This window comes from Pseudomonas sp. NA-150 (assembly GCF_044336365.1).
Lineage (GTDB): Bacteria > Pseudomonadota > Gammaproteobacteria > Pseudomonadales > Pseudomonadaceae > Aquipseudomonas.
Genome location: NZ_CP172305.1, coordinates 3894962 through 3909263, shown reverse-complemented (window position 1 = coordinate 3909263; position 14302 = coordinate 3894962). Strand labels below are relative to the sequence as shown.

The following is a 14302-nucleotide window of genomic DNA, read 5'->3' as shown; positions in this document are numbered from 1 at the left end:
TTAGCGAAGTGCAGCCGCCACCGCCTCGTCAATCTGCAACGCAAAGCGCGCTTCAACATCGGGCACGCTGTAGCCAATGGTCAGTTCCAGATACGCGTCGCCTAGCACCAACTGAACGAAGGTCGCTGCCCGCATTGCGGCAGTCGATTCGTCAAAGCGCTTGCGCAGAATTTTTGCGGCAAAGGCACGCACGACCTTGGCACCGTTTTCGTAGAACACCTGACCGAGTTCCGGAAGACGCACGGCCTCTGCAACGATGGCCCGGTAAAGCATCAGGTTATCCGGCGCGATAAGGTTTTGTGCCAGCAACCAGCCCAACTCGCGCAATTCGACTTCGGGTGAGTCATCGGATTGCTCGCCCTGAGCGCTGGCAAGACCCAAGCCCACCTGAGCGCACATCGAGATCACCAGACCAACGAAGAGCGCCTCCTTCGACCCGAAGTGGCGGTAGACCGTCTGTTTCCCCACGCCGGCGGCCGAGGCGACATCGTCCATTGTTGCCAAACCGAAACCCAGGCTTAAAAAAACGGTTTTCGCGCCGTCCAGGATCGCAGACCGCTTGCGGCGTTGCAGCGGGCTAAGCAGTGGGGGAGAGGAAGCATTCATGCGAGATAAATAACAGATCGTCGAGCGGTTGACAAGACTGGCCGGTCTCGTTTACGTTTATCGCAACGAGACTGGCTAGTCTCGTTTATATGGCTATTTAACCTCGCAGGTAAACGTTGGGGAGAACGCTTTGAAACTGTTCATTACGGGTGGTACTGGCTACATCGGGCAAGCGGTCGCGCAAAAGGCAATCAGCCTCGGCCATCAGGTAACGGTGCTGGTGCGCCAGGACACGTCGGCGGCCGCCAGTGCGCTGGCACGTCTGGGTGTGAAACTGCATGTCGGCGACCTGCGTGAGCCACTGTCTTTCGCTGCGACTGCCGGTGCCGCTGATGGCGTGGTGCACACCGCGTCGACCAACGATGCTGGCGCCGCGGCTGCTGATGAGGCTGCGGTTGTAGCGATGCTTGCGCATTTGCGTCCGGGCGCAGCGTTTGTTTATACGTCGGGCACCTGGGTGTATGGCAATACGGACGGGGAACCCGCGACTGAAGCATCGGCGCTGAACCCGACAACACTCATCGCCTGGCGGCCCGCAGTAGAGCAGCATGTGCTCGCGTTAGCCGCCCGCCGTTCGATTGCCGCAGTGATTCTCAGGCCGGCGATGGTGCATGGCTACGGCGGCGGCGTCTTCGGCATGCTTGCCGGTATGGCCCTTCAGACCGGCAGCGTGAGGGTCGTCGGCGATGGTCACAATCACTGGCCTGCCGTTCACGTCGATGATCTCGCCACAGCGTACCTGAGCTCGGTAGAGCAGGCGGCAAGCGGGGACGGTCGAGTCGCGGGACAGATCTTCAATGTGGTCGCGGAACACGCCGTTGCCGTTGCCGAAATGGGCGAAGCGATTAGGGCGGCGCTCGGCGTTGACCGTGTCGAACCGTGGCCGCTCGACGATGCCCGCAAATCGCTTGGACCGTTCGCCGACGCACTGGCGCTCGACCAAACAGTAAGCGGCCAACACGCCCGGCACGTCCTTGCCTGGCGACCCCATGGCCCCGGCCTGATTGCGGACCTCTCGGTACAAAAGCGCTTTCAGCCAATCAACGGAGCATGACGATGGCGTGGACCAGTGCATCTTTGGAGTCGATTCTCGCGACGATCCTGGCGGTTCTGTTCGCGATTGCTGGGGTGGTCAATCTCGCAGGACGCGGCGCGGTGAAGAGCGACTTCGCACGCTGGGGTTACCCGGCATGGTTTCGTTTGCTCTGTGGCGCTCTTGAGCTGGTCAGTGCGGCACTTCTTCTTGGACAACAAACCAGAGTCTTAGGCCTGACGCTGACCGCTGGCGATCATGATCGCAGTGCTCTTCACGCTGCTACGAAACCGGGAGCCATTCCGGCATCTCGCCCCGGCGCTGGTCTTTTCGGCTCTGATTGTGGTCACTTTGGCTGCCCACGGTTGAAGGTTCCTCGCCCCTAGCCGGGGCAGCCGGGACGCTAACAGGCCGCGCGGGCAATCCGTGCGGCAGTTACTTGAAAGACGCACACGGATACCCAAACCGCTTCAGGACCGATGAGTCACCCCAACGGTCAGTCGTGACAGGCCGCAATCGCCTACAGGCGCCCATCGCTAGAAATTTTTCTCTTCGCAACCTTTGTCATGAAATGAAAGGTCTTTGTCGTTTAATGAAAAGCGACTCATCAGGCCCTCGTCATAAAGTCCATTCAGCAAAAATTTTTACGCTGCCATCGCAAGATGGAACGCGCCTCCATCATTGGCAGCAAGTATTTCTGACGTTCCGCTCATCAATAATAATTACTGTAGAGATCCCTATGAACTTCCTTGACGGTCACCTCTTTACCGAAAACCAGCAGCCCCTGATCATCACGGCAGCGCCCTATGCACCGTCGTGGCAGCCTTCCGACTTTCCCGAGGACATCCCGGTGACCATGGAAGAGCAGGTACAGAAGGCGGTGGATTGTTACAACGCCGGGGCTACCGTGTTGCACTTGCACGTGCGTGAACTGGACGGCAAGGGCTCCAAGCGCCTGTCCAAGTTCAACGAGCTGATCGCCGGCGTGCGCAAGGCCGTGCCAGAGATGATCATTCAAGTGGGCGGCTCGATCAGCTTCGCACCGGAATCGGAAGGCGCCGCTGCCAAGTGGCTGAGCGACGATACGCGCCACATGCTGGCCGAACTCGATCCCAAGCCTGACCAAGTCACGGTAACGGTGAACACCTCACAGATGAACGTCGTCGAGCACTGGGATGACAACGACATCAAGGGCACTTCGATGGAAGACCCTGCCGTTTACAATGCCTACAAGGAAATGACGGTGCCGGCGCAGCCGGGCTGGGTGGAAGAGCACGTGCGGCGCCTGTCGGCCGCGGGCATCCAGAGCGCCTTCCAGTGCTACAACATCAACAGCTTCGATTCGGTCGAGCGGCTGATGCGCCGCGGCATCTACAAGGGCCCGCTGGTCATGAACTGGGTGGCGATCGGCGGCGGCATGGATGTGCCTAACATCTACAGCCTGGCCAACATCGTGCGTGCCGTGCCGGACGGCGCAGTGCTCACGGTGGAAAGTTCGACGCGCAACGTGCTACCAGTCAACATGATGGGCATTGCGATGGGCCTGCACGTGCGTTGCGGCATCGAGGACAATCTCTGGAACCAGGCGCAAACGGGAAAAATGTCCACCGTTGAACAGATCGAGCAACTGGTGCGCATCTCGCTCGAATTCGGTCGCCCGATCGCCACCGCCCAGCAGGCGCGTGAGATCAGCAAGATCGGTGTGTTTTACGAGACAGTGGAAGAAAGCTTGCAGGCCAACGGCTTCGCGCCGAACCGCAACGGTGCCCAGCAGGGCTTCTTGCGCCGGATGGCCTGAAGCCGTGTAGCACTACACGAGTTCAACTATTCTGCCTGATTTCGCTTCAGGCGGTCACTCGCCCGCTCCATCAACGACCGGTCGCGCCAGGCGACCCGGTCTTCCCAATTGTCTAGCGGCACCAAGACCCGACGTTGCCCCTCGACCAGCGACACCAGATCAGCGGTCCACGGATCATGCTGTCCCCGTTCTGCGCCCATGCGAGCGTAGGCCGGGCCCATTTTAAGTGCGTGCGAGCCAATGCCACCGCGGGTGTTTGCAACGCCTCAACGCTTCCACGGCTTGAACCAAACCCCCAATCCCAGCAACGCCAACACGCCAGCCGCACAACTCAAACCCAATTGCAGCCAGAGGTCTTGCAGAGGATGAAGCAGGGCTGCCGCCAGGCCCAACAGCACCACAATGGCCAGCCACTGCACGGGCCACGCCAGCCTGGGCAGCAGTTGCTGGCGTTGCATCAACAGCAGGTTGGTGAGGATCACGCCGCCCAGCGAGGCCAGCGGTATACCGGGTAGGCCGAGGGTGAAGGGCAACACGGCGAGTAAAACAGCGTTGAGCAGGCTGCCGAGCAGTTCGCAGTGCAGCGGCATTCGGGTGTCGCCTGCCGCATAGGCATAGCGCGCCAACATGGCATTCCAGGCGCCGAACACCAGCGGCGTGGCAAACCAGCCGAGCAACGTCGGCAGCGGGCTGTTGGCGCTTTGTGCAGGCAAGAGTAAATAGATCAGCGCCGGGCTGGCACCGACCAGACCCACCGCCGCCGGCAGGCTCAGCAAGGTCGAGGCGTCGAGGCCTCGGCGTAACAGGACCAGGCGTTGTTCGCCTTTTTCCCCGCTCATCAATCCCAGCAGCACCTGGTTCAAGCTCATTAATGCGATCAGCGGCAAGTTGATCAGCTTGCGCGCCAGGTTGACCCAGGTCACCGCACCGTCGCCCAGGTAGCTGGCGATCAGTCGCTCGACCAACGCCAGGCCCTGACTGGCGACGTTGCTGGCCAGCAGCGGACCGATGCGCCCCAGCAGTTCGCGCCCGGCCTGCGGATCACCGCGCACGCCCCATGGACGCCAACCGGATTGCCAGATCGGTGGCAGCAATGGCAAACACATCAACAGACTGCCAGCAAAGAACGCCATCGACAGTTCGCTGCTGACGCTGGCGTGCCCTCGGGTGAACAGATAGAGCACTGGCGGCAGGTTGAACAGCAACGAACCCAGTCCCGGCAGCACGAATCGCTGGCGGGCCTGCAAGGGAATACTGAACAGCGCGTGGATGAGAAACCCAGGGGCGCAGGCCGCCAGCCAGTGCAGGTTGGCCTGCGCCTGCGCCTGCGACTCGGCATCCAGCCCAGGGCCGATCAAGCGCACCCACAGCGGCGCGCCGATGGCCAGCAGCGCATACAGCACCAGGCCGCAACCCAGCAGCCGCGGGGTTAAGCCCGACAACCAGGTGCGGCGCTGAGCTTCGTCGCGTTGTTGATACAGCGGCAGTGCGGCGGCCGCCAGCAGACCGGCAGCCAGCGTCATGCGCAGCGCTTCCGGCAGGAATACCGCGACCAGAAACGCGTCGCTGCGACTGCCCGCGCCCCACGCCGCAACCAGCAGCCACTCGCGGGCAAAGCCGGCCACCAGCCCCGCGAGTGTGGCGAGGGTCAGCCACAGCGTGCTGCCAAACATCAGTGCAGCAGGGTGAACAGGCCTTTGCCACCCACCTTGTAATTCAATTCGTGGGGGCGCTCGCCCATGGGCTTGGCGCCGCTGCCGCCAACGATTTTATAAGGCGCGACGCTTTTGGCGACGAGGGTGTTGGCCGTTACCACCGCGCCACGGCCGATATGTGAGCCGTGGCCGATCAGCGCTCGGCTGGCGATCCAGGCGTAATCGTCGATGTAGATCGGTCCGGACACCGACCAGAACTCCGGGGCGGTCAGGTCATGGGTGCCGGCAATGATCAGCACATGGGAAGCGATCGCCACATGGTCGCCAATCACCAGACCGGCCCGCGCATCGACCTGGCAGTGCCAGGCGATCACGCTGTCTTCGCCCATCACCAGGTTCTCGACGCCGAGGATTTCGGTGGTGCGCCAGATGCTCGATCCCTTGCCGATCTTCGCGCCACCCAGGCGCAGCCACGCCAGACGAACATGGTGGCTGGGGATTTTGTTGATCAAGATGTTGTAAACCTGCTCCCAGGCCCGCAGCCAGCGGTCTTTGAGGGTGATCCAGTTTTTACCGTACAGCGGCACCAGCTTTGATGGAATGTCTTGCTTCAAGCGGTGATAGAGGCGCCTGGCGAGCGGGTGCTCAATGCGCACTTCAATATCCACCGACGAAATGCTGTAGCGCTTTTGCTCGCCGCCGTCGCTTTCCTCGAACAGCACCTCGTTGGCGATGGCCCAATCGTAGGCTGCTTGTAGGTCTTGCAGACTGACGCCCAGTTCCGCGGCGAGCGCAGGCAGGCGTTGTTGCAGGTCGGTGGAGTGAAGAATGCGATGCCTCATGGCTGGAGCTCCTTGCGCACTGACACGGGACCAAGAATAACCGGGTGTAGCCGGACCTGTTGCAGACTCAATCCCATCAGCAACCAGAACAGCCCGATGAGCACGAACGTGAAGCTGAAATAGTGGTCGAACAAACCCGTCAGCAACGCGGCCAAAACGCCCGCGATGCAGCCGAGCCACAGCGAGTTTTGCTGAGTGATTTGCGGGATCGCCCCCACGGGCCGAACTTCGCGCCACCACAAAACAGTGACGCTGATGAACAGCAGCAGGCCGGGGATGCCGATCTTGTAGATGTAGTTCAGCCACAGGTTGGAGATACCTACCAGGCCACTGTCGGGAACCGGTGGATCGACCTTGAAACCAATCCCCAACGGATAGCGCGCCATCGCTTCGGGGAATTTCGAGTACTCGCTGAAGCGCACTTCGGTACTGGCGTTGCTGGCGGAGAAAATTGTCAGCAAGCGCTCTTGCAGCGGCGGATAGAACATCACCAGCGCCACCGCGAAGATCACCCCCAGGCCGAGAATCCGGCCGGTGTAGGGCACGCGCTTGTAGGTCAACCAGAGCAGCACCAGCACCAGCGAGACAATCGCCCCGCGGGAAATACTCAACAGCAAACCGGCGCAACCGAGTATCGCCACCGCCAGCCCCAGCGCGCGCCGCACACCGGCTTGGGTCCAGCCGTACAACAGCGCCATCGGAATGAACAACACCAGCACACCACCGGTGAGGTTAGGGTGCACCCACGGCGAGGCCATGCGCTGATAGTTGGCAGAGAAGATGTCTTGAACGGCTTCCGGGTGGGCGTACTTGAGGGCGGTGAGGATCGGAATCATCGACATCGCGTTGCGCGACTTGAGGAACATGAACACCGACAGCAACAGCATCGCCAGATTGCCCAGCAACAAGGCGACGACCAATTGGTCGCGGTCGCGGTCGCTACGCAGCAGCAGCGGCACCAGGAACAGCAGCGATAGGTTCATCAGCCAGCGCACCCAGTTCACCGGGCCGTTGCCCTCGGCGTGGATGGTGATCATGCCCACCACGAACGGTACCGCGCTGAACAGCATCAGCCACACCAGCGCCCGCTCGGTCGGTCGCCACTGCAAAAAGCCACGGGTATTGCCGATGAACGATTGCCAGATCACGCCAGCCCAGGTCACGCCGAGTACCGCTTCACTGACGGTGGTGCGAATCCCGAGTTCCAGGGTGGTGTAGGGAATGCTGGTGGCCAGAAAAGCAAACACCAGCAAGCCCCACAGCGGTCTGCGTATCAACGTCAGCGCAGCCGCCAAGCCCACCACCAGCAAGATGAATTGCAGCGGCGTGAGTACCCACAGCAGTGCGCCGAACATCAGGCCCAGGATCAGTGGCAGAGATTTGCCGGCCAGCATCAGTGGCCCAACTCTTTAAGCAACGTATCCAGTCGCTGCCGATACGCGGGTTCGGTGAACTGCTGGGCCCACTCGATCAGCGATTGCGAATCGGCGGAGGGCGGCGTTTGCGCCACATCGACGATGGCCGCGCGGATCTGTACGCCGTCGCGGGGGTTGAAGCGTCTGGCGGACGGCGGGGCGACTTCATCCAGTGCTGAACCCTGAGCGACCACCACGTGGGTGCCAACGCGCAGCGCCTCCACCACCGGCAGGCCAAAGCCTTCGGCAATCGACGGTTGCCAGAGGTAATCAGCGTTTACATACAGGGCGTGCAGTTGAGCTTCACTCAAACCGCTCAGCCAATGCAGGCCGGGCAGGGTGGCCAGTTCGGGGGCAATGTCGGAGGGGTGACCGAGTAACACCAGGTCGGGAACCTGATGATTCTCTAGTCGTGACAGCTGCCAGTTCTTGATGAAGAAGGCGATGTTCTTGCGCGGTTCGCGGGTGCCGACCAGCAGCCAATAACGGTCTGGCAGGCCCGCCGGCAGTTCGCCCGGTGGGTCGGTGAACGCCGGTACCAGGTTGTGCAATACGCGCAGTTTTGACTTGGCCCACGGAAAAATCCGCGCCGCTTCGTTGCAGGAAAATTGTGACGGGCACCAGATCTGATCGGCGATCCACACCGACCAGGCAATCGACAAGGTGTTGATGAAACGGTAAGCCACGGCGGTCAATATCGACCGATGGAAGTTGCGGTGGGTCAACTGAAACAGGTCATGCAGCACCAGCACATAGCGGGTGCCCGACGGTTTTCTGCCAATGGGCAAACCCATGTTGGCAGTGGCGATGAACAGGTCGATATGCTCCTGACGCAGGGTGGCGGGCAGGAATCGACGTTCGAAACGAAAGCGCACCTGCGGCCGTTGCAGGTGTTCCAGCGAGCTGGGCCACGCCGGGCAAAGCGCCGTCTCGCGCTGTGGATGGCCCAGTGGCGCTTCGCTCATCAGCACCAGCTCGGTGTCGTCCCGTTGCACCAGCGCGTTTTCCAGCGCCAGCACCTGACGCCCGATGCCGGACATCGGAGCGATCGTTGCGGGGCGATAATCCAGGCCTACGCGCATGGGTGATTCTCCTCGTCTTTGCTCACTACCACACCACTATCTGCAACGTCGGTTTGACGCTGGGTTGAATACCGTTGTCGCTCTGCAGACTGAGCTGCGTGCCAGTGAGCGGGTCAAACAGGGTGGCCTGTTTGATGTCCGGCAAGGTCAACGAGGTGCCTTCGGCGCTCCAGTACAGCCACAGGTGTTTGCCGTCTTCTCGGGTCCAGGCCACGCTGTAAAGCGAGTCAGGGGCGTTGACGATGGTGGGCAGCGTGCCCGGCTTCAAGGTCGAACCTGTGATTTTCAAGAAGCGCGCCAGTGCGTTGTAGACCGGCTTCGGCTGGCCATTCAGGTCGAGCAGGCCGTAGCCGCGATCACGCGCGGAGGCCCGGTTGTCGAGGTCGGAGAGCGCAAACAGAAAGGTGCGCTGGTAGTCGAGGGTGCTCATCAACGCCAGGCGCCGCAGGGTGTAATCGGCCTGACCATCGAGGCCGATGATGGCCTGCATTTCCTTGGGGCCGGCATAGCTCGACCAGCCCCACTCGGTGGCCCAGATGTTGGTGATCCCGGCGCCGTGGAGCATATCGTTGAGTTGATGACCGCGCAGCAGCACTTCGTTTTTCCCTGGGGTGTCGGTTTCCGGCGTCGCCGAGTACGGGTGATAGGCCGCGACTGCGCCGAGTTTTTGCACACCATATTGACCGAGTGCCTGAAGCATCAGGCCGCCGCCCTGGTCGGGCATCTGGCTGTAATAGGCCATGCCGCCGATCACCAGGGTCTTGCCTGGTGCCGCAGCGGTTAAGGCTTGAGTGGTCGCCAGCAATAGCCGCGCATACCCGGCCGGGTCGACCTTGGGGCGCCAGTTGTTCGGCAGGTTTTGCTCATTCCACACTTGCCACGCATCGACGTCGGGGTAGCGCTTGGCGAGCAGTGCCATGCGCTGCGCATACACCTGCGGGTCACGGGGTGGGTACTGATCCTGGTAGGGCGCGCCCACCGGCGCGGTGGTGGCAAACGGTGCCGAGCCCACCATGTAGAACAGCGATTTGAGGTGGCTGCTGATCAGGGTCTGATTCAGTTGATCGAGGCTGTCGAGGGTGTAGTGGCCTTCGCTGGGCTCCAGCCGATCCCAATGCAGGTCGACCCGCACCCACTCCAGCCCGAGCTTTTGGTACTGGGCGATTTGTTGCTGATATTGCTGCGGCGTGAACCACAGGAAATGGGCGTTGACCCCCAGAAAGTCTTTCCAGACCAGGGTGCGATCGGGGGCGAGATTGATTGGCGTCGCCTTGACGGGCTGGCTCAACAGCAGAGCACCGCCGAACCCTATCGCCGCGATCACGGGAAGGTAGCGCAGTACCGCTGATCGACGGCCGCGCAATGGATGGCTGTTCATTGTGGTCGTGCTCTATGGGCGGCATCAAACAGCTCGGAGAAACGTTTGGCGGTTTCCGACCATTGTCGTTGCCGACCGATTTCGCTGGCCTTGTCGGCCCACTGACGAGCCCGTTGGGGGTCGAGAAACAGCTGGCTCAAACAGTCGCTCAACGCGTCGACGTTGCCCTGCGTATAGGTGATGCCGTTGCCGGCGGACACCTCTTCAGCGAACGCCCGGGCATTAGAGGTGATCACCCCGCGACCACAGGCATTGGCCCACGACAGCGCGCCGCTGGTGCCACGCATTGCGCCCAGCCAGCTGAGTTTTTTCGATTCGCGATAGGGCAACACCATCAAATGGTGGGCTTGAATGGTGCTGGCGATGTCGCTGGATGGCAGGTCCAGTTTCCAATCCACCGAGCCCTCCAGGTTCAGTTCGCGGATACGCTGGCGCAGTCCGTCCAGGTAATTGCCGGCCGGGTCAAAGGTCATCTCTGGCGCGGTGCCGCCCGCCAGCGTCAGGCGCACCCGATCGCGATGCTCAGGGTGGGCGGCGAGGGTGCGGGACAGCGCTTCAAGCAAATCCTCAATGCCTTTGCCGCGATAGATAAACCCGAAATACAGCAGGCGCAACGGCTCCAGCGGCGGCAACGGCACGGCCGGGATCGGCAGGTTGCCGTGGGCGATGACCGCGACCTGCTCGCTGCGCAGGCCCATGCGCACGCGCAGGCAGTCGCCGCCCAGCTGGGTGAGGGTGATCAGTCGGCTCATGCGTCGGGCCAGTTGCCGTTCTTCGCGCAAGGTCAGGGGATCGGCCAGCAACGCAGCGGCTTGCGGCATCGGATGCGGCAGCCGCTCCAGCCAGGTCAATGGCCAGAACATTTTCGCCCGGCGCCAGATCAGGCGTTCCGGATCGTGCACGGTGGCGGTCAGTGGCATCTGTGGCTGCACCTGACTGAGGTAAGTCAGTGCCTGGAATTCGCCGAAGCGACCGCCGCCCAGTTCCGCGTGCACAACGTCGACACTGGACCAGTCGAAGGCGTGCAGGCGCGCTTGCTGTTCGCTGGGGTCGTGGCAGCCGGCCAGGGGCGTCAGCACTTCAATGCCCAGCGCGCGCAGGGCTCGGCTGAAGTGTGCCGCGTAATCGGCGATGCCGGTCTGGTCCGGCGGCAGCGGCGCCAGCAAGGCAATGCGCATCAGGCCGCGCCTCGCCAGCGGTTCATCCGCGCCAATACCGACGCCGGCACTTCGAAGTGCCGACGATTGATGATCATGCCATCGACCTTGCCAAACGCGGTGCTGAGGATCGACAGCGCGTGCTGGACCACCGGCACGGTGCTGGTCTGCGCTTCCACCACCAGCGCGATCAGGTCCGCGTGGCGCAGGCTGACAAAGGCTGCGCGGCTGTCCAGCAGCGCCGAGGCATCGAGCAACACCACTTGGCCTGGCTGGTTGGGCTCGGTGCCGCCGATGCGCACTTTGAACAGGTGTTCCTCAAGCAGCCGGCGCAGCTGTTCGATGATAAAACTCACCCCTTCACCGTGGCGCGACGAGGTCAGGCCCAGGGTCAGGCCCTGTTGCTCGATACGATCAAGGGGCAGCAGGCCGTACAGCCGATAAATACTGGCGGTGAACGCGTTGCTGCCGTCCACCGTGCTGGTGCTGAGCTCCGGCAGGGTGGTCCACAGCGGCACGCCGAATTTGCTCTCCGCCAGTCCACCGTCGTGAATCCGCTGATCCAGCAGGTAGCACAGGTACACGACCAACAGGCCAACCACCACACTCAAGGGCAACGCCAGCAGCAACATCATCAAGGTTTTCGGGAAGATCCGCCCCGGGTTGAGGGTCGCTTCCTCGATCACCGCGATGTTGCTGATCTGGCTCTTGTCCAGTTCGCGGTCGATCCGCGATTTTTCCAGACTGCTCACATACAGCGCGTAATTAGCCTCGGCGACGCTCAGTTCACGGGCCAGACGGGTCAGCTCCGGTTCGGCTTCCAGCGCTTTACGACGCTGGTCTTCCAGGTCAGCCAGCTGTTTGTCTTGCTCTTGCAACTGGGTTTGCAGGGAGGCGTTGTTGCTGTCCTCGTCGAACAACACGCCTTGCAGGTGCACGGACAAACCGTTGGGTGCGCGGTCTTCGGAGCTCTGCACGGTCGCACCTTCGTCCTTCACCGCTTTTTCCAGGTTGCGGATAGAGTCCGACAAGGCTTTGACCGGCGGCGCATCGTCCTTGTAGGTGCGCAACATGTCCGCGCGCTCCAGGCGCTTCTGGTTGAGCAGGCGACGCAGGTCCTGTTGCGCAGGGTTAAGCGCAATCTGGCGGACGGTGACGATTTCCGCCGGCGTCTCCTGCAGTTGTTTGCGGGTGACATCCAGCGAGCTGTTCGACGATGCGATGCGGCGGATCGAGGCCAGACGATCGCCCCGCAATACGTTGATGCGCTTGGACAGGTCTTGCAATTGCTCCTCGATGCTGGCCGCGCCGAGGTCATTCAGCTGTTTGAGAATCTGCGCCTTGTAGCTCTTGATCTGCGCTGCGCTGGTGGTGGTTTGTTCCTGGTAGAAGGCATACAGGCTCTTGCGGCCCAGCGCCCGGGTACGTTCCTCCATGTACGTCTCGACCCACAGCTTGACCACCGCCTGTGCCACCTCCGGATCGGACCAGGTGAAACTGATGTCCATCACCGATGAACCGGTCGCATGCGTGACGTCGAACTTGGCTTCCAGGTCCTTGGCCAGACGCTCGATGGCGGTGGTCTTCTCGACGATACCGGCCGTTTCAAGCAGTAACCGCAGTCCGTCGAATACCGAACTGATGCCTTTCTTCAGGTAAAACTTCACTTGCTTGAGCAGGCCTTCCGGTGCGGGTTTGTTGGCCGAAAGGGTCAGGTATTTCTCGGCGACCTGACGCACGATCGGGCGCCCGGTGAGCAGCCGTTCCTCATCGACGATCGGGTCGCGCTGGGTGCTGGGCATGACCAGCGCCTGACGGTCGGCGATTTCGATCGGCAGGGTCGAGTCCCGGCCCGGTTTGACCAGCAGGCGTGCACTGGATTCGTACTTGGCCGGCAACAAAAACGCACCGAGCACAATCACCGTGGAGGCTGCCAGCGCGGCGAGTTTGAACTCGTGCTTGAAGATGAAAAACAGGCGCAACACATCACGGAAGGAACGTATCTCGATCATGGGATAATGGCTCCTTAGTGGTTGCTGGTGAAGGAGTAACCGACACCGATCGACTTGGTGAACGGTATGAGTTGGTTCATGTACACATCGACGCCCTGGATGCGGTCGCCCACTGTGGACCGCGGCACGAAGATGATGTCGCCACGCTGCATGGCCACCGGCATGCGCCCCTCACTGCCGGTTTGCATCAGTTGGGTGAAGTCGAGGAAGTAGGCGTGGTAGCGGCCTTTTTCATCCTCGCGCAGCAACGCGACCTTGCTCGCGTCGCCCACTTGCAGGATGCCGCCCGCGCCAAGAATCGCCTGATCCATGTTGTTCGCTGCGGCAATCGGCACAGCGGACGGGTTGCCTACGGCACCGCCGACAAACACGCTATTACCCGGCGCCTGATTGATGTTGACCGTCACCCGCGGTTCTTTGTAGATCGGCGTCAGGCGTTTGGTCAGCTCTTCGGCAATGTCCGACGGCGAGCGGTGTGCGACGATGATCCGGCCGATGAAGGGGTAAAAAATCGCCCCGTCGTTTTGCACGGTGTACAGGGTCAGTTCGTAAATTGTGCTGACGTTGAACGCGGACAGGGTCGGCATTTCACCCGCATCGCGGACGATGCGCAGGGTGTCCCCGACGCGGACCCGTTCCATCGCGGGTGGCAGCTGTGCCAACTGATCCAGCGCCTGCTTGCCGGACTCGACGGTCTTGTCGTCCGGCGCCGGAATTCTCGCCGGTGTGTTACACGCAGCCAGCGCAAGCATGGCCAATACGAGGAGGGTGCGTTTCATGGATAGACACTTCCTGTTGGTCATAATGCTCAATGCCAGTCACCGTAAACCAGGCTGGCAGGCCGCTTGGTGGCAAGGCACCGCTGACATTCCGGGGGGCTGGACGAGAAATCGGGCAATTTCAAAGCGCCGCGCAGCAGCACTGCGGATGCGTGATAGGTGCGGGGGATGATCGGAGCGGCCGCCATCAACGAGCGTTCTCGCGCCGGTGTGGCGGTTCGACAATGAGCAGGGTCGCTGCATTGCGATGGAATGCTATCCAAACGGGCACGGATAAACCGCAATGTGCGAGCTTTACGCAGACCATAAAAAACTCCTGGGCGCCGGTTCTTGTCGTGAACGGGCTGTCTTCCGCTAAGCACACGCACAATCCAAGCGAAGCCAGGTTATTCCCGGTAATTCGCCGATCCTTAAAACAGCATAGGCCGGTTTTTACATTTCATTGCGAAGCTAATTATTTTTATCAGGAGGGCGCCCACCACCTTTTTTCTGGTGGTTTCGGTGATTTATGGACGCATGTTGATTCCAAACCGAGATAGTCGTCA

Annotated in this window: 12 protein-coding genes; 3 read left to right on the top strand and 9 right to left on the bottom strand. The window is 61.4% G+C overall.

The genetic code is table 11. From position 1 onward, the window contains the following. Positions 1 to 606: a TetR/AcrR family transcriptional regulator gene (locus tag ACF0H7_RS18500; RefSeq protein ID WP_397448347.1), complete on the bottom strand. Its 606-nt coding sequence runs from the start codon at positions 604 to 606 to the stop codon at positions 1 to 3. A 130-nt stretch (positions 607 to 736) separates the two neighbouring features. Between ACF0H7_RS18500 and ACF0H7_RS18495 the strand changes: the two genes are divergently transcribed. The 3 genes from ACF0H7_RS18495 to ACF0H7_RS18485 all read left to right on the top strand — a co-directional run bounded on the left by ACF0H7_RS18495 (position 737) and on the right by ACF0H7_RS18485 (position 3437). Beyond that, entirely contained in the window at positions 737 to 1660 is a 924-nt protein-coding gene (locus ACF0H7_RS18495) for an NAD-dependent epimerase/dehydratase family protein (RefSeq protein ID WP_397448346.1), read from the top strand. A gap of 2 nt (positions 1661 to 1662) precedes the next feature. Then, positions 1663 to 2025: a DoxX family protein gene (locus tag ACF0H7_RS18490; protein ID WP_397448345.1), complete on the top strand. Its 363-nt coding sequence runs from the start codon at positions 1663 to 1665 to the stop codon at positions 2023 to 2025. 353 nt (positions 2026 to 2378) lie between these two features. Next, the gene (locus ACF0H7_RS18485; protein ID WP_397448344.1) at positions 2379 to 3437 is read left to right on the top strand and encodes a 3-keto-5-aminohexanoate cleavage protein; all 1059 of its coding nucleotides are present in this window, start codon (positions 2379 to 2381) and stop codon (positions 3435 to 3437) included. 266 nt (positions 3438 to 3703) lie between these two features. Here the strand turns inward: ACF0H7_RS18485 and ACF0H7_RS18480 are convergent, their stop codons facing one another. Genes ACF0H7_RS18480 through ACF0H7_RS18445 form a run of 8 tightly spaced genes read right to left on the bottom strand, consistent with a single transcriptional unit; the run spans position 3704 to position 13757 of the window. Then, entirely contained in the window at positions 3704 to 5110 is a 1407-nt protein-coding gene (locus ACF0H7_RS18480; protein WP_397448343.1) for a lipid II flippase MurJ, read from the bottom strand. Then, positions 5110 to 5934 (bottom strand): acyltransferase, encoded by an 825-nt coding sequence (locus ACF0H7_RS18475; protein ID WP_397448342.1) that lies wholly within the window; start codon positions 5932 to 5934, stop codon positions 5110 to 5112. The genes ACF0H7_RS18480 and ACF0H7_RS18475 overlap by 1 nt, the downstream gene beginning before the upstream one ends. Beyond that, on the bottom strand, positions 5931 to 7328 hold the full coding sequence (locus ACF0H7_RS18470; protein ID WP_397448341.1) for an O-antigen ligase family protein: 1398 nt from the start codon (positions 7326 to 7328) through the stop codon (positions 5931 to 5933). The genes ACF0H7_RS18475 and ACF0H7_RS18470 overlap by 4 nt, the downstream gene beginning before the upstream one ends. Continuing rightward, positions 7328 to 8431 (bottom strand): glycosyltransferase family 4 protein, encoded by a 1104-nt coding sequence (locus ACF0H7_RS18465; protein ID WP_397448340.1) that lies wholly within the window; start codon positions 8429 to 8431, stop codon positions 7328 to 7330. The genes ACF0H7_RS18470 and ACF0H7_RS18465 overlap by 1 nt, the downstream gene beginning before the upstream one ends. 25 nt (positions 8432 to 8456) lie before the next feature. After that, positions 8457 to 9809, bottom strand: coding sequence for a beta-xylosidase (locus tag ACF0H7_RS18460; RefSeq protein ID WP_397448339.1), 1353 nt, complete (start codon positions 9807 to 9809; stop codon positions 8457 to 8459). Beyond that, positions 9806 to 10987: a glycosyltransferase gene (locus tag ACF0H7_RS18455; protein ID WP_397448338.1), complete on the bottom strand. Its 1182-nt coding sequence runs from the start codon at positions 10985 to 10987 to the stop codon at positions 9806 to 9808. The genes ACF0H7_RS18460 and ACF0H7_RS18455 overlap by 4 nt, the downstream gene beginning before the upstream one ends. Continuing rightward, positions 10987 to 12978: an exopolysaccharide transport family protein gene (locus ACF0H7_RS18450; RefSeq protein ID WP_397448337.1), complete on the bottom strand. Its 1992-nt coding sequence runs from the start codon at positions 12976 to 12978 to the stop codon at positions 10987 to 10989. Before ACF0H7_RS18450 ends, ACF0H7_RS18455 begins: the two co-directional genes overlap by 1 nt. Positions 12979 to 12992: 14 nt before the next feature. Then, positions 12993 to 13757 carry a polysaccharide biosynthesis/export family protein gene (locus tag ACF0H7_RS18445; protein ID WP_397448336.1) on the bottom strand — a complete coding sequence of 255 codons (765 nt, stop codon included), beginning with the start codon at positions 13755 to 13757 and terminating at the stop codon, positions 12993 to 12995. Positions 13758 to 14302: the final 545 nt, after the last annotated feature.